Source organism: Maridesulfovibrio sp. (genome assembly GCF_965230075.1).
In the GTDB taxonomy this organism is placed as follows: domain Bacteria; phylum Desulfobacterota; class Desulfovibrionia; order Desulfovibrionales; family Desulfovibrionaceae; genus Maridesulfovibrio.
Genome location: NZ_OZ245945.1, coordinates 2,296,440 through 2,315,762 on the forward strand (window position 1 = coordinate 2,296,440; position 19,323 = coordinate 2,315,762).

The following is a 19,323-nucleotide window of genomic DNA, read 5'->3' on the forward strand; positions in this document are numbered from 1 at the left end:
GTATTATGAAATACGCGAATAAAGGCACTAAACTCAATCCCATTTACGCAATTGTTGCTGGCATAACCATTTGTATTTCTCTTTTTATACTGACAACAAGCAAGCCCTATCTGGCAATGGCTCCCGGATTAGGGTTAATATTTTTCTTTCTTATTTCCCGCAATCTCGAGCTCGGATACTTTGCCATCATATTTCTTTTGCCTTTTGCAGCTTACAGGAACTTAGGTGGTATTGAATACTTACGAATGCATTGGATACTTGCATTCAGTATTGTTTTTGTCATCGCTTTACAGATGATTTCTAATAAGCACAGAAAACTTGATCTGAAGTCACGGCTCTGGTTATGGCTGCTGCCTTATTTTTCCGTATCGCTTGTAGTCTCCATGTATTCCGAATATCCGCAGGAAGCACTCAAAAATGTTGTGTTGCAGGCCGTGGCCTATCTGTTCATTGCTCTGGGGATGATTCTGGTTACTGAAAAAGGTTATTCCCGAACCTTGCCAAAAGTTCTGATCACCAGCATTTCAGCAGGTTCACTTTCTGCTGCTATCGGCTTTTTTTTCAATGTCACGTGGTTTGCTGAAAAAGTGGATGGAGGGTTCAAGCGCGGCCTTGGCGTCACAACCGACCCAAACTCCCTTTCCATGATGGTCCTCTTCGTAATGCCTTTTCTGGCCTATATGTTTATATCCCAAAAGCATCCGGGCAAACGATTGCTGGCATTGCTTCTTGTGCTCATAAATCTACTGGGGCTGGTTACAACCTATTCACGTGGCGGAGTATTGCTGCTCATCATGCTTGTCGCTGCCATCGGTTTTACCTACATGCATCTCATGTCCGCCCGTTATGTAGGACTGATTATGGCACTGATAGGGTTCATTGTTGTAGGAGCCATTTCTGTTATTCCACCCTCTTACTGGGAACGGCAGGTCAGTCTGGTATCTATCGGAAAAAAAGATATTTCCCTTAAACGCAGGGCCTCATATCTGATCGTTGGTTGGGAGCGATTCGTTGATAATCCAGTCTTTGGTTCCGGGACAGGTGTTTTCAAAAAGTACTATGCCGAAAGCAAAATAGCAGACAAAATGGTTCGGCCCGGTCGTAACCGGGAAAGACCGGCTCATAACACCTACCTTGAAGTGCTGGTTGGTGGTGGCTTGCTAAGCCTATTCCTGTTTCTCGGAGCCCTTGGACAGGCTCTGCTCAATTTTAACCACGCAATACGGAAATTTATTGCCGCGGGAAAGAATGACATGGTTATGATAACAAGAACTTACCGTATGTCATTTGTTGTGCTTTCATTATTCTTGTTTCTTTTTAGCGATCTTTTCCAAAAATATCTGCTTGTTTCATTTGCCATGTCGCAGGTGGCACTTAGACTTTCTCAAAATTCAGATGAGGCGGAAATATGATCTGTCTTGCATGGCTCCTATTTATTTTTTCGGTTACTATTCCGGCGACTTTTTTTCTTTACCCTGTCCTACTGGCTCTCTTTTCCAAACGCTTGGACTTACAGGCTGAAGCCTGCGGAACCGAACCTTACAAGCTGCCAACAGCCACCCTGCTGATTATTGTACGCAACGGAGAAAAGCTGCTTCCGGCAAAAATCAAAAACAATCTGGGCCTTAATTATCCTAGCGACCGTCTGGATATCCTTTTTGTTTCTGACGGATCAACAGACGATACCGCTAAAATACTAAGCACCGCAGGGCCGCGCACCAGCAGTATCGTGCTTAATGAACATCACGGTAAAAACCATTGTTTAAATCTGGCTGTTGCAAGCATACGCACTGAACTTATTTTTCTCACCGATACCGATGCCATCCTTGATTGTGATGCACTGGAGTTAATGGCCAGAAGGTTTTGCTCCTGCAATATAGGAGGGGTCTGTGGCCGGCGGGAAGTAATTTCCAGTGGCGATAAACTTGGGACAGCTCAACAAATATACATTACCTTCGACAGTCACATTAAAGTGCAGGAGAGTATAAGCTGTTCCATTTCATCAAATGACGGCAAGCTCTATTGCGTAAAGAGGGATCTTTTCCCAGTTCTTCCTTCTGGAGTTACCGATGATTTCTATGTAGCTCTGTCCGTAGTCGAGAGCGGAAACTGCTTTGTTTATGAACCTGATGCCCGAGCCCAAATCCCCTCCCCCTCAAAAGACAGGGATCATGAAATTATAAGACGCCGACGCATTGTAACCGGAAGTCTGCGCGCTATAAAAATGAAGAAGCATCTGCTTAATCCATTTAAATACGGTTTATTTGCCATCGCTCTTTTTATCAACAAAGTATTGCGCCGTTTGCTGCCGCTGGCCCTTTTTGGCCTTTTTGCTTCCTGCCTTTTCCTTACTCCGCACTCACAGCTAGGCGTATCCCTTCTAGCCGCACAACTTCTTTTTTATATGCTTGGAGCACTGCACACCATGGTAAAAGGACAGGGGCCGGCACTATTACGCAAAACCAGCTATGCAGGATACTATTTCATACTCGGAAACTGGGGTGGTTTACTGGCTCTCTGGGATCTCCTCTGCGGCAGGCAGGTTTCTAAATGGGACCCGACTAAATGATGAGTCTATAACAGGAGCGTGAAAATGTCCGAGCGTAAGGCCGTAGCTTATACAACCTCCCGATTTCCAAAAATAACCGAGACTTTTGTACTCTACGAATTGCTTGAAGTAGAAAAAGAAGGGCTTACGGTGGAGATATACCCTCTTATTGATCACCATGACTCGGTTGAACATCCCGAAGCGTTAAGGATGAGGAAGAAAGCCCATTACCTTCCTTTTATTTCTTTTGATATTCTCAAATCCAATTTTTCATCATTTTGCTCCCAGCCGCTGAACTATCTGAAAACTCTCGGAGAACTACTGCTCAGTGCATTTCCTAATCCCAAATTCATGGCAGGGACCTTGGCAATATGGCCTAAATCTGTCCATTTTGCCCATGACATGCAGGAGCGGGAAGTAGGTCACATCCATGCCCATTTTGCCACCCATGGGGCCACTTCTGCGCTCATAGTACACCGACTGACCGGAATTCCATTCAGCTTTACCGCCCATGCACATGATATTTTCATGGACTTGGAAATGCTGGACCTTAAATTGGCTGACGCAAAATTTGTGGTCGTTATTTCCGAATTTAATAGACGCTGGCTCTGCAAACATTTCGGACAGGAAATAGATGCAAAACTCCACACTATCCACTGCGGGGTTAATCCCACTATTTTTCACACCCGCCCTGCCGAACGAAGCCCCGGTCCATTGCGATTACTTAGTGTTGCTTCCTTCAAGGACATGAAAGGTCACACCTACCTACTCAAAGCAATGAGAACCCTGCTGGACGGTCTTGCGCACGATGGCAAAAAAACGGACTTACGTCTGGATCTGGTGGGCGATGGCCCGTTAAGAAAACAAATCGAAGAAGAAATAAAAGCACTTGACCTTGGCAACCACGTATTTATCAACGGATCATTGCTGCGCAATCAAGTTTCAGAAATGACCCGTAATGCTGATCTGGCTGTCATGGCCAGTGTATGGGGAGCAAGGGGCGATATGGAAGGTATCCCTGTTTCACTTATGGAAGCCATGTGTGTCGGGCTTCCGGTCATTTCCACCGGCATTTCAGGTATACCGGAATTAATTGAGGATAGAGTCAACGGTTACCTTGTTCCACCTGAACAGCCGGAACCACTGGCGACTGCTCTACGCGCAATAATAGATAAGGACGATTTGGGACGCAGCATGGGGCAGGCTGGCCGAGAAAAAGTGCTACAAGAGTTCAACTTAAGAGACAACGCCCGAAAACTAGCTGTTCTTTTTCGGAAAAGTTTAAAAGATAATCAGTAGCTTAATTAATTAAAATATATTGCTTAGCTCATGCATTTATATGTACAGCAATCTGCAAGTCGCTTTAATAAATTCATCAAAGCGTTTCCGGCAAGCCATAACTACGGCAGAAATTAGCTTGAATCTATTCGAAAAAATGGGCCTTGATATAATATTCTTGTGCCACTCATAAATGGTTGACTGGTGGGTATATGCCCAGTGTTGAAAGCGAGCAAATCTACCAACTTTTTCTACTCACTTTTTACTCCTCTTTTTTTCAAGCCTGTTCGGATGAACAGGCTTTTTTATGTCCTATAGTTGGATCAACTTGCCCGTTCATACATACGATCCATCATCCAAAAAACAAAAACCTCACAACATGATCACACATTGTGAGGTTTTATCATTTCTGGCACCGACGATCAGGATTGAAAGTATGGCCTGCTGTCAGGATTGGGTCAAAAACACCGTTCTTATACTTCCCAAAAGAACACTTCGGAAAGGTACAGGAATGATTTCCGTACACTCCTTTCATCTTCATTCAAAGCCGCTCCGGAAATTATAGCCATAAATGCAAATAATATCTTGATTCATATAACATCAACTCACCTTGAATTCATCCAAATTCAATATCCTGTCTGAAACCTTGCGGGCCATGAGCAGATCATGGGTAATGAGCAGCATGGACATTCCAGTCTTCTCCTGAATATCCAGCAATAGCCTTAAAATCTTGGCTTGAGTACTGATATCCAGTGCGGAGGTAGGTTCATCGAGAATCATAACCCTTGGTTTACGCACCAAAGCACGGGCAAGAGTTACCCGTTGCAATTCCCCTCCACTTAAACTGTGGGCCTGCTTTTCCGCAACGGCTGGGGAAAGTTGGACCATTTCCAACATGTTATGCACTACTTCCTTTCTCTCTATTTCACTGTAATCGGTCTCTAGAACAAGGGGCTCCTCAACCGTCTCCCGAACCGTAAAATGCGGGGCCACAGATGCTCTTGGGTGCTGTGCCAGATAAGAGACTTTTGATCGAAACTCTTTGCTTTTGGCAGAGACAGATTCTCCTTCGAAATGAATATCTCCACCTCTTAATTTTTCAACCCCCATAAGGGTATGGGCCAGTGTGGTTTTACCGCAACCGCTTCTCCCCACAAGAGCAAGGGTTTCACCTTCCAACAGGTTAAAACTTAGTTCATCCAAAAGCGAAATTTCCTGCCTTTGGATGCGCAAGGCTTTGCACTCAATAACCCGGATAATCCCGCCACGATGACAGGCAACTGAATGCTCCTCAGTTCCGGCAAGACTGGGCGGGGTTACTTTGCACCTTGCGGTTCGCTGGGTGCAGCGGCAATAAAACGAGCACCCCCGATCTTCCAGAGAGGTCTTGTCCGGTATCCCTTGCAAATCCTTAACCCGGTCCGCAGTTATTGCCGTGCGTAGCAACCCCCTGCCGTATGGATGGCGTGGCTCTTCAAGAACCTTTTCTGTTCTCCCAAGCTCCACTATGCGCCCACCGTAAAGTATTGCTGTCCAAGGACATATCTGCAAAGCCACTTCACGGTCATGTGTAATTATCATTATGTACTTGGTTGGAGCAATACGCTTAACAAGCTCAAGAAATACATCCCTTGAATTACCGTCAAGTGCGGCGGTAGGTTCATCCAAGATAAGGCAGTCCGGATCATTGACCAACACAGAAGACAGCAGAGCCCGCTTAAGTTGCCCCCCACTGAGTTTTCGGGGGTAAGCGTCTTCCAAGTCAGGATCAAGTCCGACAGATTCAAGCATTTTTCTGGCTTGATTATACCTTTCGATTCCGTACCGCCCTTTTGAACCGGGTGTCTCCGTTATCTGGCAACCGATAGTGCAGAACGGATTAAATGCGTCATCTACATCCTGATGAAGCATCGCACATTTCCTGCCCCTGTAACCGGAATATTCAGAAATGCTACCGAGGTCATAGGTGGTTCCATCAAGAATGGCCTCCCCGGAAGTAACTCCGGGAGTCATGCCCAGTACAGCCAGTCCAAAAGAGGTTTTACCTGCACCTGATTCACCGAGAACAGCCAGTGGTTCACCTTTTTTCAGGGTAAGATTAATTCCCCTCAACGCACTCTTGCCGTTGTAGGAAACGTTCAGATTTTTTATTTTCATGATTATTTATCTTTGGTTTCGCGAGATATTCCCCAATATTAAATATTATCAGCAGATACACTGAGAGACTGACTATTGGCGGCAACATCAGCCAATACCACGCATTAGTATGTATATATTCAAAACCTTCCTGCATAATTCCGCCCCAAGACGGAGTGAGTGGATTTACAAATCCCAGAAAGGCTAAACCTGCATGCTTAAGAGTTGCACGACGTGTCGAGGCTACTGTGCGAGCTGAAGCAAGCCGAAGTATAGCCGGAGTGATGTGCTTAAAGAAAACATGCATATGTCCGCCATTAAAAAGTCGAGCTGCGTGCACAGAATCTCTGACCAGTTCACTGCGTATTGCTACTGCAAAAATACGGATTTCTCCTGCCCACGAAGTGACCACAAGGATAAAAACCAACTCCAACGGACCGGGCCTTAAAAAAGTTGCCAGCAAAAGCAGAAGCGCTGTCTCAGGCAAGGCGATCAGGATATCCACCAGCAACATAATAGAATACTGCACTCTGGCTGAAGTTACCTCTATCAGGTAAGCAGTCACAATCCCCAAAACCACCGTAATAATCCCGGCACTCAACCCCACCCCGATTGTTGCTACTGCACCTAACGCAAGCAGACTCAGGGTATCCATGCCTGTTGCCGTGGTTCCGAGCCAGTGAGCTGCTGACGGCTGCGCAAGTATATCCGTAGACACATGCACATTAGGCAAGGGTATGAACAGAATAGATAATGTCACGCCTAATATGGAAAAAAGACACATTAGTTGTTTCATGAACTTATCCTATGCAGCAGACTGTCATTGATGAGATCAGCCATGAAATTAAATAAAAGAGTGCTACTCCCAATGGTCAACATCACTCCTTGAACGGTCGGGTAATCGTGGGCTTGCAGACTTTCAAAAACCAAAAGTCCCAACCCAGGATAGGTAAAAACAATTTCCACAAACATAGCCCCGCCCATAAGCGCAGCCACACTTTTACCGACTCTGGCAAAGATTGCCGGGGTAATGCAGAGCATAAGGTGCTTATATTTGATAGTCCGGGGATGATAACCTTTAGCCAGAAAAACGCTGACAAACGGCTTCCCCTTCCAGCGCAAAGCTTCGGCGCGCAGCAATAAAAACTGATTCGGAACCTCATGAAGCATCAGGCTGGCTACAGGCAAAGCTGCATGCCAAGCTAGGTCGACCAGCCAACCGGAAACAGTAAGGGGCGGAATAATTGCCCCTCCACCGGAAAGAGGGAATAAATTAAAGGTTATGGCGAATATTCTCAAAAGCAGCATGGCCAGAATAAACGGGGGGATGCAATTCAGAATCATAAAAAAATTGATCGTTCCCCGGTCAAACCTTCCACCTTCATCCCAGGCTCCCCGCAAACTCACAAAAACGGCCAACAAAGTGGAAAAAATCAGGGTCAGCCCAGTCAGAGCCATGGTCCACGGAGCGAAATCCAAGATCAAATCAAGAACCTGCCGACCCTGATGGTACGAGTACCCGAAATCAAGGCGAACTATTCCAACCAAATATCTGGTAAACTGTTCCATGAGAGGAGCGTTCAAATGCATCTTGGCAATCAATGCCTCTTTCGCTGATGGAGCAAAATCCGTGACCGCTTCTTCCCCGTAAAAGACCAGTAAAGGGTCCCCGGGCAACAGGCGCGGCAGTATAAAATTCACCAGCAAGAGGATAATAAAGGCAGCGACAAACTTAAGAGTCTGCCGCCATATGGAATTCATAAACATAAAAAACTACTCTAGGAAAATAAGCTTGTTGAGTGGCAGCGGGACGCCATGGCCTATACCGCCCTCGGTAAACCAGACCCTTGCCCGCACGTTAGCTGCTGCATACCACACCGGTGTATAAAGCTGGTAAGCTGGGAGTTCACTGGCATAAATTTTCTGGGCTTCTTTAACCATAGCTAAGCGATCATCATCAGAAACAGTCTCAGCTTGAACTTCAAGAATTCTGGCCAGCTCGGCATTGGAGTTAAAACGATCACCGTATGGACTGTTGCCGATGACAACATTGGCGTAATTCTGAGGATCCCCCAGAGCTGAACGCGAAGCCAGCGCCATATCAAAATCCATATCTTTAAGTCTGGTCTTAAAAATATTGGGAGCTGTAGAAGTCACATCCACAACAATTCCGACCTCAGCAAGCTGGCTTGCGATGACCTTGGCTGCCCCCATGTATTTTTTCTCAGTCAACAAACGCAGATGAACTGCTTTACCATCTTGAGTTACTTTACCGTCAAAATCTGTCTTCCAGCCTGTTTTGTTGAACTGTTCCAAAGCCTTGGCCTGTGAATAGGGATATCTTGGAACATTACTTTCTTTCCAATTGCTCGAATACGGCATGCCACCCGGCTCATTGGGCAGAGCCGCCCCTTGAGCTGCAATAACGGCCAATTTTTCCGCATCTAAAGCAAAAGCCACACCTTTGCGGGCATGAAGACTTTTGAACTGTGATTTCCGGTGATTGAAAAGAAGTCTGACCGGATGTCCGGAATCAGCCTCGAGTATCTGGAGCCCCGTTCCGTCCAGCGATACAAGCTGAGACTTCGCAACCTTGCGCATCATGTCGATCTTCCCTTTAGTGATGGACTTCACTGCCGCTCCGGGAGACATCTTAAGGAAAATTATTGAAGAAAAGCGCGCCCTTCCGACATAGTATTCAGGATTGGCCGTAAATACATATCTCTTGTGGGTCTTGCTATATGACCCAAATTTGTACGGGCCTGAGCCGATGGCAGCCTTAGGAGAAGAGAATTCTGTCTCATCAAGATTCTTATAAATATGTTCCGGGAGAACAGGCATGCTCCCGGCAACGAAAGTAAGGAAAGGTGCAAAAGGATGTTTGAGCTGAATCCTGACCGTGCTTTCGTCCACGGCTTTTGCTGACTCAATGACATCAAGCTTGGCAAAAGGGTATGACTTTTCATGCAGAAAATTAATAGAAAACACCACATCTTCAGCAGTAACGTTCCGGCCATCATGCCATTTTGCCTTTTTATTAAGTCCGAACGTCCATATTTTCCCGCCCCCTTCCTGCTGCCATTTTTGCGCAAGGGCAGGGATAATTTCTCCAGCTTCGTTTTTCCAGACAAGAGTATCAAAAAGAAGACTGGTTAAAGCATAACCGGGGCCTTTCTTGATATGTGCCAATGGAGCCGGGAATCCCCAATCTCCACGAGGTCCGGCAATTATGTATGGCTTTTGATTTGAAGAGAAGGCAGGTAACGCTGTCACCTGAATCAAAACCAAAGCCAAGGCTAACGATACGAGCGATATTCGACTCATGTTTTCTCCTAATTTAATATTCAAAAGAATGTTTGATTAATATTGAAAACAATTTTCATTGTCAAGAGGACAACAGTCTTAGTTGCGGCTGTCCTCCATGCCGTGTATGTAGCTTTACATGTCACGGCTTAATGAAAAAAAAAGACTTAATGATGTATTTGCCTTGGTTGCCAAGGGCCTTGCCAACGCCAACCGTCTGGCACTCCTCGAGCTTCTGGCTCAAGGTGAGCGCGACGTGGAGTCACTGGCAAAACACAGCAGCCTTTCCGTTTCCAACACCTCACACCACCTTAAACTACTGCGCCAATGCGGTCTAATTAGCAGACGCCGTGAGGGCCAATATGCATTTTACAGTCTGGTCGATGACAGCGTAGTTACAATGATCGACATCCTGCACCGCGTCGCTGTGGACAATCTACCGGAACTGGACCGAATTCTTGCAGACCGCTTCCCCCCAGATGAACAGGTTGAAGAGATCACTCCCGATGAAGCAGAGGAACTTTGTGCTCAGGAAAAATGTCTGATCCTCGATATGAGGCCGGTCTCTGAGTACAATGCAGGCCATGTTCCCGGGGCCGTTCATATGGAAAAGGAAGACCTTGATGATTTTCCCTCAGCCGATAGCAACACCAGATGCATTGTTTACTGCCGCGGACGCTACTGTCTTATCCCGCTCATGGCTGCACGTATTCTCGGTCCCAAAGGATATCAGGTAAAACGTCTGGCCGGCGGGTTTCCCGCTTGGCGTATTGCTGGCAAGCAGGTAGAATCCTGCAAACCCTAAACACAGTCGCTTAATCCCCCTTCCCTGCTACTTACGCCAAGTTAAAAACCGATCAATTTCCACCAAAGCAAATCAAGTGGAAATAGAATCACAATGGTCAACAGAGCCATTCCTATGCAGGCAACAGCCAACTTGCGGTAGGCCATGCCGCTGTAGTGCATGGCCACAATGAGAGGTGGAGCCTGATAGGGCAGGATAATGGTTGAAAAGGCTGGAACTAACAACATAAGCATTGTCTTGAGCGGAATAGCAGCCGCCTTGGACAACTCCCCTGCAAGTGGGACAAACATGGATGGAATGCCGGGCAGAGATGTGATCAATCCGGTTCCAGAGGTAATACCCAGCAAAGCCGGAATCCCATACTTTTGCAAAGGAATTTGAGCAACAATATTAGTCGTAAGATATTCACCAAGACCGGAAACACGCATGATATCCCCAACACTGATGGCGCAAGCTATAAAGAGCAAAGTCTCAATCTTAATATCCGCCAGCAGTTTTTGACCAAAATATTTAGGTTCAACCAGCAGCATCAAGGCTGCCCCCAGCCCGACCCACCCCGGTGAGACTCCATGCAGGGAATCCAGCATCCAGCAAGCCAGGGCCGCCCCCAAAACTGACAAAGCTATTTTCTGCTCTGTTGTCCACGGAATCCGTTGCTTTTCATATTGAAATAAGCCTATTTGCGCCGGAAACATCCAAATCAAAAAACACCAAAGCAAGAATCCCTTTGCCAATCCCAACACAGGAAAATGCAGCAACAGGTATTCCATGTATCCGATATGAATCCCGTATACAGATTCTGCCGCTCCGGAAAGAATGATATTCGGAAGGTTGGCAGGGAGAATAGCAAACGCAGGCAAATAAGTGCCAAACACACCTGCCAGCACAATACCAGCATAACCATTCTTCTCCTTGCTGAATCTGTATCTCTCAGCAAGACCGGTCAAAATAGGAAGTAGAATCATGATTCGTCCCAAGGCTGAAGGAACCAGAAATGCAAAAATAGTCGAAGCGACAATAATCCGGCCCAAAACGGCAGGATAACTTGCTTCTCTATTTTGACTTAACAAGGAAGCCATATGATTACTAAGTCCTGAACTTGCGATCGCTTTACCAATAACAAGTCCAGAAAACACCAACCAGAATGCCGGACTGGCAAAGCCTGTAAAAACATACTTTGCCGAAACAGCCCCGCTTCCCGCCAAAATCAAGAAAAACAAAACTGCTGCAACACCTTCTGAAACTATCCGAAATCCCCAACAACAGACAAGCATAGTAACTGCAGCTGCGGTTACCCTCAGCCCATACCCCTGCCCTTCAGTAATCATGATTGCCACGTAAATACATATACCAGCCGCTACTGCCGGGATTAATCTTCTTGAAATAGTCGGCATCAACAAATCCCCTTAGATATCAAAACACACTAAATTCAAACATTCAAAAGAATGTTTGAATAACTAAAAGACCAAACCTACTTTTGTCAATAATTTTGGCAAATAACCTTAGGTTATATTTCTGAAAATAAAGGCGTAATGTGCCAGCGCATTACGAGGTTATACTTTTTCATATAGTTAATGACTGGAGTTGCGTCGCCGACTGCTCTCAGAAATGTTTTTTTAATATTTGACGGGTTGTTGTTAATTCGCAATTCTTCCTCAACACAAATGATATTGACACTCATTCTCTAGTAGCCTATTTGGAGAGAAATCCAACTAAACAACAGTGGAGGCTCTTCTGTGGAATCAGCTTTAACCACAACCGAAATCTCTCAGCAACACAAAACGCTTAAAATTTCAGCCGAAAGTGGAATTTTAGGTTCAAGATGTTTTCAAAACACTTTGCTCCGCCCCGGTTTGACTCTGACCATTTCCAAAACCACTCCGCAGTTAAATTTGAAAGCCAGCTTTGACCGAGATGAAGCCCCGATACAATTTGGCTTTACCTATTCTGGAACGAACAGATGCTCATTTTCCAGCGGAGCGCTACGTAACCACGTAGACGAGATGCAGTCCGGGTCGAACGGTATATTCTATCTGCCAAAAACTTGTGGGGTTATAGAACGCCCTGTAGATAAAACAACTTGTGTAATAGGCATTATTGTCTCACAGCAATTTCTTCGTGAGTACTTTGCGGAAAATATGGACGATTTGCCCCGAGACTTTCAGCAAACTCTTGAAAATTGCAAAACAAACCCAATTCATTGGTTTGGACCCTGTGATCCTACAAAACAGCATCTTTTAACCCAAATTATCAAATGCCAATATTACGGAGGGTTACGCAAGCTGTTCATGGAAAGCAGGGTCATGGATCTCCTATCTATACAGCTTCATGATTATATTAGGACCGCAACAAACACACATCCTTCATCGCAGCCCTTACGCCCAGATGATGTTGACCGAATTCATGCAGCAAGCAAATTTCTGATCAGCGACTTGGAAAATCCGCCCAGCCTGCGTGAACTTGCACTCCATGTCGGCATTAATGAAAAAAAATTAAAAAACGGCTTTAGGCAAATCTACAACACCTCTGTTTTTGGTTATTTCAGAGAAGTCAGAATGCAAAAAGCATATGAACTTCTGCAACAAGGAGATCAAAATGTTACTGAAGTTGCATATGCTATAGGATACCTAAATTTAAGTCATTTCAGTAGTGCCTTCAAAAAAAGATTTGGTCTGCTGCCAAAACATTTTCTGACAAATCAAAGACTTTTACTGACTCCCAAAAACAAATAGTCCTTCCAGCGTTATTTTTTACCCTTGCACGATTAGTCACACTTATTACGCAAGTGTATTGACCATGAATATCAAATTCAACCAATTGAAATTCAAAGGGTCAAACACAATGAAACAAACTAAACTTGCTCTTTTAATATTTACAACCATTGTACTCTGCCATTCAATTGCTTTAGCTGAAGAAACAGCCTCTAAAGGCAATCAGACGGCTTTCACCATGGAACCTGTAACGATATACGCGGCAAAACGCGAAAGTACTGCGAAAGAATTTGCGGGCAATATTTCTGTCCTTGATGATTTATTTATTGAAACACGTGGCGTAGACAAACTCGAAGATCTGACCCGTTACACACCCAACATCTATATTAAAAACACAAGTTCCGGCGGATCAATAATATGCCGTGGTATTTCCACCATTGATACATCCTTGTTCAGCCCCATGGGGTTATATATCGACGATGTGCCCTATCCTCTCGGCTACATGAGTAATCAAAACTTATTCGATGTTGAACGTGTTGAAGCTCTCCGTGGTCCCCAAGGAACACTATATGGAAAGAATAGTGAGTCTGGAGTTATAAATATTGTCCTGAAACAGCCGGACAATGAACAGCGCAACAGACTGATGCTGGAAGTCGGCAACTATTATACCGCTAGACTGGGAATCAGCTCCAGCGGCCCTATTACTGAAGACAAACTCTTCTACGGCATTACAATCCAAGGGGTGACGACTGACGGATACAACACAAATATATTAACAAATGACGATGATGTAACAGGTAGAGAAACCTTTGATGGTCGTGGAACCATTCGCTGGACCCCCGATGACAACTGGGACATTTCCTTTAGTTTAGATGGCGCAAAACGGGACCTCGGCATTAGCTCTTTGCGCTACATGACAGGACAAAGTGCAACAGACCGTTACAAAGTTACAAGCAATGAAAACGATAAAGCGACAGAGGAAGAAATAGGCCAGTCAATTAAGGCAAAACATACATGGCCGACGATGGAGCTAACTTCTATAACCAGTCATCGCACCTTCGACCGTGAACACCACCTCGACTCAGACAGAACCGCCATGCCCATCTCATATTCGGACCTGAGTATGGATATGGACAGTTGGAATCAGGAATTTCGCCTTGCTTCAAAAGGAAAAAGCGATCTCACATGGTTGGTAGGCCTTAACGGAAACTACGAAAATATAAATGCCGGAATTGATTTTACCAATATAAAACCTGCATTAAGTTCTTCACGTTCCGGCAACAGTGAATTGACGTCTGGTGCTTTATTCGGACAGGCCACTTACGAGATGCTGGATGGACTGCACCTTACTGGTGGCACAAGAGTGGAGATTTCCCATAACGCAGGTAAACAGACCTACACGCCCAATACTGGAGCCACTTCCTATAAAAAAACTATCGACAATACAGAATTTCTCCCAATGGGATCTTTAGCATATGACTTCAATCCCAACATTACGGCCTACACTACAATTTCTACAGGATTCTTATCTGGTGGATTCAACTTTTATTCAGCCACAAATGCTGACAGCTTTGCTTATGATGCCGAACACACCTTAAACTACGAAGCAGGAATCAAAACCAACTGGTTCGACAACTCACTTACTTTCAATCTTACCGCCTTCTATACAGACATTACCGACAAGCAAGTTAGAGAAGCCATAGCTGGCGGAGGCGTAGGAGCTTGGAAATTCAGCAATGCAGCTTCTGCGCACACCCAAGGGATAGAATTGGAAAGTAGCTACAGCCCAATTCCCGAGCTGCAATTTATTGCCGGCTTTGGGTACGCAGACTCTGAAATTGATAATTGGACGACAACAACAGGCGGCACAGCAGTTGATTACAGCGGCAAAAAGCTCCCGTGGGCTCCTGAATACACATATAATCTGGGAGTCCAGTACAACCATGATAGCGGTTTTTTCATCATTGCGGACCTCTTAGGTACCGGAGAGCAGTATTATGACGCAGCCAACGAACTTAAGGGCGATGCATATGAAACCGTAAACCTCCGCCTTGGATATACAACCGGCGACTTAGAGTTCTCCATATGGTCTGAAAATATTTTTGACACGGCCTATTCGGTTAAAAAAGTCGCTACCGCAAGCGGTGCAACGCTAGTTGAAGACGGAGCCCCCATGACCTACGGATTCACCCTGAACTGGAATTTCTAAAATGACACAGCAATTGAACACACTGCCCCTCTCACAGGATTTGGACTTCCTTTTTGAATTGATGGTCGGCCCGACACGTATGGCTGTACTTGAAACTGCCATAATAATGAAACTTCCGGACATTTTGGAAACCACACAAGAACCTAAAAAAATTGCTAAAATTCTTAAACTAAAAGCAAATGAGTCCAATCTCATATACTTTCTCGATGCCATGACTGCCTTGGGTTTTGTTGGCAAGGAAAACGGAACTTATACGAACACTCCTTTTTCAAAATCCTACCTGCTGACCACAAGTCCTACCTATCTTGGCGGTATGGTAAACAATATATCTCAGATGCAACATCGCAATCTTTTTCGTATTCCAGAATTAATCGTCCAGGGTCCCCCTAAGTTGGAAATAAAGGACAAACTGGACAGAGAAGAAAAATGGAAAGAATCAGCGCGACATTTAGCCAACTACCAAAAGGCAGGTATGGCAAAACGAGTGGCTTCACTCATTTCATCTTTACCGGAATACCCCAGCATACAGCGCATGCTGGATCTGGGATGCGGCCCCGGGATCATGTGCATGGAAGTGGTTTCCAATCATCCAACCATGGAAGGATATTTATGCGATATGCCTCCTCTTATGGAGGTGGCGCAAAAAGAGATTGCTGCCGCAGGACTCGAAACCCGTATGCACACAATTGCCGGAGACTATAACAAAGTCGACTTCGGGCATAATTACGACCTGATCTGGACCAGCCAGACTCTTTATTATGTTAAGGATTTTAGCTCCATGTTCTCCCGCATATACAACGCTCTTAACCCCGGAGGACTATTTCTCAGCCTACATGAAGGGCTTGCCTGCGAACGGACTCAGCCTTCAGACATGGTTTTGTCCCGCCTCTCTCTGGCTCTGGAAGGACAGGATGTTTCCTTTGAGCAGGGAGAAATAGCCTCTTATCTTCATGAATCAGGTTTCTACGCAATAGAAATCAGAATCATGGATTTACCTTTTGGTCCAGCAGAACTGACCATTGCCCGCAAAAGTAGATAAGATCATGAAAAAAATATTCTTAATCGCATTATTACTAGCCCTTGCATGCCCAGCGCAGTGCATAGCAAACCAAGTTATTGTTGTTTCAGGTCCTCCCATTGCTGAAAGTGTTCCCCTTATCGCTATGTCGCAAAAGACGCAGAGTTGGGACCAACCTTTCGATCTAAAATTCCTTCCATGGCATTCACCGGACATGCTCCGGGCCATGATCGTCGGAGGACAAATTGATGCAGCGATCATTACAACAGCTGCTGCTTCCACATTGCATAATAAAGGAATAAATGTACGTATCGCCCAACTCTATGAATCCCCGATCTGGATCGTATCCAACAGACCGGGACCAGATACACTGGAGTCGCTTAAGGGTACACTTCTTTTCCCGTTTGGACCGGGAGAAATGCCGGAACTGTTATTTAAAGCGACCTTGAAGGATAACCCCACCGAAATATCCATCAGGCATACAAGTGGAGCTTTGGAAGCGGTTAATCTTTTACTGGCAGGAAAAGGAGAACACGCAATGCTAAGTGAACCGACTGTATCTGTCGCCATACTGCGCTCTCAGGAAAAGCACTCCCAGGGCTCCCCCCTGCTGGTCAGGAGGATAAGCATGGGCAAGGTCTGGACAAGAACTTTTCCCGGTCACCGTCTTGCTTCAACAAGTATGACTTTCTTCAGATCGAAAGCAGAGAACCCGGATATGATACAGCATTTTCGCAAAGCCCACACACAGGCATGTGAATGGGTAAAGCAAAACCCTTCCAAAGCCCTAACTCTTACACGACAAAAATTCCCTGCTCTGGCAGCGCAACTTGATTCAGGAGCAATAAAAAAAATCGATATTCACACTTTAAACAATCAAAGGGCACGGAAAAATGCCATCTTTTTCTTATCTAAAATCAAAGAGCTCTCCCCTGATGCCATTGGTGGTCCCATACCGAAAAATGATTTGTTTGAGGTGGGACAATGATTGCCTTCCGGTCATTGAAATTGCCTCCAGCCTTTTATAATGCTCTAGGTTTTATGCTGCTGATTATAGGATGGGAATCTTTAGCCCAAAATTATTCAGGATTGGTCATAGCAACCCCAGCTGAAACAATGTCCGCTTTATTTCGCCTTCTCGGAGATAAGGTTTTTCTGACGACACATCTGGTCCCGACCTTGAGGCGTATTGCTTTGTCTTTATGCATCGGAATCGGTAGCGGTGCGATGCTTGGCGTCTTAGCCGGATTAATAGCCCCCTTACGCCTTATGCTTGCTCCAACCCGTTGGATCCTCACAAGCATCCCTGGCATAATAGTTGTGGTTGTATTTATGCTCTGGTTCGGTATGGGTACTGTTATGGTCGTAAGTATTACCTCCACCATGATCGCTCCCATCATATACGTAAATGTGGCTGAAAGCATGATGAACGTAGACCGTAACCTCACAGAAATGGCCAAAGTTTACCGATTGCCACTGCACATGCGCTTAACAAGAATATACGCAATGGCTCTTGCAAGACCTTTGCTATCTGCAGTGGTTATAGCCACCGGCAACTGTATTCGACTGGTTGTATTGGCGGAAATGCTCGGGACCAACAAGGGGCTTGGACATGCATTGGCCATATCCAGAACAAATCTTCAAACAGATAATCTCTATGCTCTTACAGTGCTAGCGATGATTATCATAGGCGGTGTGGAAATTCTCATGCTGCGCCCCGCTCGCAAAGCCATAGAAAGGAAGCAAACATGCCCATCATAAGATTGAAGAATATCAATAAAAAATTCGGTAAAAACCCAATTCTATCCGGATTTAATCTAGAGGTTAACCATGGTGAAATTTTAGCACTGCTTGGTCCCAGCGGCATCGGAAAATCAACAGCACTACGCATAATAGCAGGTTTGGAAAAACCTGATTCGGGGAGCATGGAAATCGGAACGACTCACATTGGATACGTATTTCAAGAAGCACGTCTGCTTCCTTGGGATACGGCCTTGAATAATGTTGCCCTGCCACTTCGTGCCATGGGAATTAAGAAACATGAAGCCATTGACAGATCTCGTTATTTTTTAAGTCGCATGGAGCTTTCCAAATTCGAAAAAATGCTCCCCCACCAACTTTCAGGAGGCATGCGCCAACGAGTCTCAATTGCCAGAGCCCTTGCGGTTAATCCCAAAATACTACTGTTGGACGAGCCGTTCACAGGTTTAGACAAAAGACTGAAAGATAGAATGAAATCTCTTTTGGAATCATCCTTAGACATCAACAAGACAGCTTTAATACAAGTTACTCACGATCACTCTGAACTGTTAGACAGGACAGATCGAACTGTTTATTTAGGCAATCTTTAAAAAATCGCTCCCCCAAGAAAATTCTCAATTTGCACGCAAATTACACACACGATCTTGCCATTCCCTGCACCACGAGCAAAGGTCCCGCAATGTGCGAACACATTGCAGGACCTTTTTTCAATAGAACAATGATCAGAATTGAACCGACGGCCTGCTAGTTCTGTATCTGAGCCGACCATCAGGTAAATCTACGGACAGATACGTTCATTCCCCCAAAAAAGGGGCTAAATTGGTCGTTATTTATAAATTTCTGGAGCACAGAACGAATGCTATAAAGTTTCAATCTTCAAAGCACTTTTAGCCATTTTAATCTTTTCCCGCTTTTCCATATCAAGGAGTCCTTGAAAAACTTCACTGACATCATCAGGAATATCATTCTGAAGCATGGCTTCATATGTTTCCAGCAAGCATTTATCCAGATCAATGGCAACCTTCATTACCTGCTGTGCAGTCATATCCGGCCCCAAGTCAGCGCTGAAAAACGGAGACAGGTCGCACTCTTTGTGGACGTACATGAACCAGGTATTCAGCACATGTTCTGAAACACCGGCCCCATATTCATCCATGATTTCAACCAGATTCTCATGGTGGCGGCTCATGTATTCCAACAGTATTTTGACCCGCTCTTTATCGACCTGATAGGATAAATCCTTATAAAACGACACCAGTCTGTTATGGAAAGCGCGAGTCTGCTCAATTACATCCTTTGCGGTCTGAATTGTTGTCATCATAGCAATTTCTCCTGGTCGCTTTTACAGCGGCTTCAATGACGAGTTATTTTTATCAATAAGCTTCTTATCAAAATCATATTTACCGCAACGGCACCCGGAACCGTCTCCGGCCTGAATGGAACCCTGACATGAACCGCGAATGCAGTTGCGTTTAAAAATTACCCCGATAGCCAGAGCCAGAAAGACCAGCCCGAAAACAACAGCAGCCAAAATTATATTTTCCATGAGCTAAA

17 protein-coding genes are annotated in these 19,323 nt (G+C 45.2%); 10 read left to right on the top strand and 7 right to left on the bottom strand.

The features are described 5' to 3' along the window. The first annotated feature begins 5 nt into the window (after nucleotides 1-5). From ACO05Z_RS10345 to ACO05Z_RS10355, 3 genes are read left to right on the top strand one after another with little or no spacing between them, the layout of a single operon-like run. On the top strand, nucleotides 6-1,412 hold the full coding sequence (locus tag ACO05Z_RS10345; protein ID WP_421902108.1) for an O-antigen ligase family protein: 1,407 nt from the start codon (nucleotides 6-8) through the stop codon (nucleotides 1,410-1,412). Next, on the top strand, nucleotides 1,409-2,569 hold the full coding sequence (locus ACO05Z_RS10350; RefSeq protein WP_421902109.1) for a glycosyltransferase: 1,161 nt from the start codon (nucleotides 1,409-1,411) through the stop codon (nucleotides 2,567-2,569). Before ACO05Z_RS10345 ends, ACO05Z_RS10350 begins: the two co-directional genes overlap by 4 nt. A gap of 24 nt (nucleotides 2,570-2,593) precedes the next feature. Further along, nucleotides 2,594-3,847, top strand: coding sequence for a glycosyltransferase family 4 protein (locus ACO05Z_RS10355; protein WP_421902110.1), 1,254 nt, complete (start codon nucleotides 2,594-2,596; stop codon nucleotides 3,845-3,847). A gap of 579 nt (nucleotides 3,848-4,426) precedes the next feature. Here ACO05Z_RS10355 and ACO05Z_RS10360 read toward each other — a convergent pair. From ACO05Z_RS10360 to ACO05Z_RS10375, 4 genes are read right to left on the bottom strand one after another with little or no spacing between them, the layout of a single operon-like run. After that, entirely contained in the window at nucleotides 4,427-5,983 is a 1,557-nt protein-coding gene (locus ACO05Z_RS10360) for an ABC transporter ATP-binding protein (protein WP_421902111.1), read from the bottom strand. After that, nucleotides 5,925-6,758, bottom strand: coding sequence for an ABC transporter permease (locus tag ACO05Z_RS10365; protein WP_421902112.1), 834 nt, complete (start codon nucleotides 6,756-6,758; stop codon nucleotides 5,925-5,927). Before ACO05Z_RS10365 ends, ACO05Z_RS10360 begins: the two co-directional genes overlap by 59 nt. After that, entirely contained in the window at nucleotides 6,755-7,723 is a 969-nt protein-coding gene (locus ACO05Z_RS10370) for an ABC transporter permease (RefSeq protein WP_421902113.1), read from the bottom strand. Before ACO05Z_RS10370 ends, ACO05Z_RS10365 begins: the two co-directional genes overlap by 4 nt. 12 nt (nucleotides 7,724-7,735) lie before the next feature. Further along, nucleotides 7,736-9,286, bottom strand: a complete 1,551-nt coding sequence (locus ACO05Z_RS10375) for an ABC transporter substrate-binding protein (protein WP_421902114.1) — start codon at nucleotides 9,284-9,286, stop codon at nucleotides 7,736-7,738. A gap of 118 nt (nucleotides 9,287-9,404) precedes the next feature. Between ACO05Z_RS10375 and ACO05Z_RS10380 the strand changes: the two genes are divergently transcribed. Then, the gene (locus tag ACO05Z_RS10380) at nucleotides 9,405-10,070 is read left to right on the top strand and encodes an ArsR/SmtB family transcription factor (protein ID WP_421902115.1); all 666 of its coding nucleotides are present in this window, start codon (nucleotides 9,405-9,407) and stop codon (nucleotides 10,068-10,070) included. 41 nt (nucleotides 10,071-10,111) lie between these two features. Here ACO05Z_RS10380 and ACO05Z_RS10385 read toward each other — a convergent pair whose 3' ends face one another. Then, complete coding sequence (locus ACO05Z_RS10385; protein WP_421902116.1) at nucleotides 10,112-11,464, bottom strand: SLC13 family permease; 1,353 nt, start codon at nucleotides 11,462-11,464, stop codon at nucleotides 10,112-10,114. 342 nt (nucleotides 11,465-11,806) lie between these two features. Between ACO05Z_RS10385 and ACO05Z_RS10390 the strand changes: the two genes are divergently transcribed. The 6 genes from ACO05Z_RS10390 to ACO05Z_RS10415 all read left to right on the top strand — a co-directional run bounded on the left by ACO05Z_RS10390 (nucleotide 11,807) and on the right by ACO05Z_RS10415 (nucleotide 18,359). Further along, nucleotides 11,807-12,802 (top strand): helix-turn-helix transcriptional regulator, encoded by a 996-nt coding sequence (locus ACO05Z_RS10390; protein WP_421902117.1) that lies wholly within the window; start codon nucleotides 11,807-11,809, stop codon nucleotides 12,800-12,802. 64 nt (nucleotides 12,803-12,866) lie between these two features. Next, nucleotides 12,867-14,990 carry a TonB-dependent receptor gene (locus ACO05Z_RS10395; protein WP_421902118.1) on the top strand — a complete coding sequence of 708 codons (2,124 nt, stop codon included), beginning with the start codon at nucleotides 12,867-12,869 and terminating at the stop codon, nucleotides 14,988-14,990. A gap of 1 nt (nucleotide 14,991) precedes the next feature. Next, nucleotides 14,992-16,029 (top strand): methyltransferase domain-containing protein, encoded by a 1,038-nt coding sequence (locus tag ACO05Z_RS10400; RefSeq protein WP_421902119.1) that lies wholly within the window; start codon nucleotides 14,992-14,994, stop codon nucleotides 16,027-16,029. Nucleotides 16,030-16,033: 4 nt separating this feature from the next. Beyond that, nucleotides 16,034-16,996, top strand: a complete 963-nt coding sequence (locus tag ACO05Z_RS10405; protein WP_421902120.1) for an ABC transporter substrate-binding protein — start codon at nucleotides 16,034-16,036, stop codon at nucleotides 16,994-16,996. After that, nucleotides 16,993-17,769, top strand: a complete 777-nt coding sequence (locus ACO05Z_RS10410; RefSeq protein ID WP_421902121.1) for an ABC transporter permease — start codon at nucleotides 16,993-16,995, stop codon at nucleotides 17,767-17,769. Before ACO05Z_RS10405 ends, ACO05Z_RS10410 begins: the two co-directional genes overlap by 4 nt. Continuing rightward, nucleotides 17,757-18,359 (top strand): ABC transporter ATP-binding protein, encoded by a 603-nt coding sequence (locus ACO05Z_RS10415; protein ID WP_421902122.1) that lies wholly within the window; start codon nucleotides 17,757-17,759, stop codon nucleotides 18,357-18,359. The genes ACO05Z_RS10410 and ACO05Z_RS10415 overlap by 13 nt, the downstream gene beginning before the upstream one ends. 269 nt (nucleotides 18,360-18,628) lie before the next feature. Here ACO05Z_RS10415 and ACO05Z_RS10420 read toward each other — a convergent pair whose 3' ends face one another. After that, nucleotides 18,629-19,090 carry a hypothetical protein gene (locus ACO05Z_RS10420; RefSeq protein WP_421902123.1) on the bottom strand — a complete coding sequence of 154 codons (462 nt, stop codon included), beginning with the start codon at nucleotides 19,088-19,090 and terminating at the stop codon, nucleotides 18,629-18,631. A 21-nt stretch (nucleotides 19,091-19,111) separates the two neighbouring features. Beyond that, the gene (locus tag ACO05Z_RS10425) at nucleotides 19,112-19,315 is read right to left on the bottom strand and encodes a hypothetical protein (protein WP_421902124.1); all 204 of its coding nucleotides are present in this window, start codon (nucleotides 19,313-19,315) and stop codon (nucleotides 19,112-19,114) included. Between the last annotated feature and the right edge of the window lie 8 nt (nucleotides 19,316-19,323).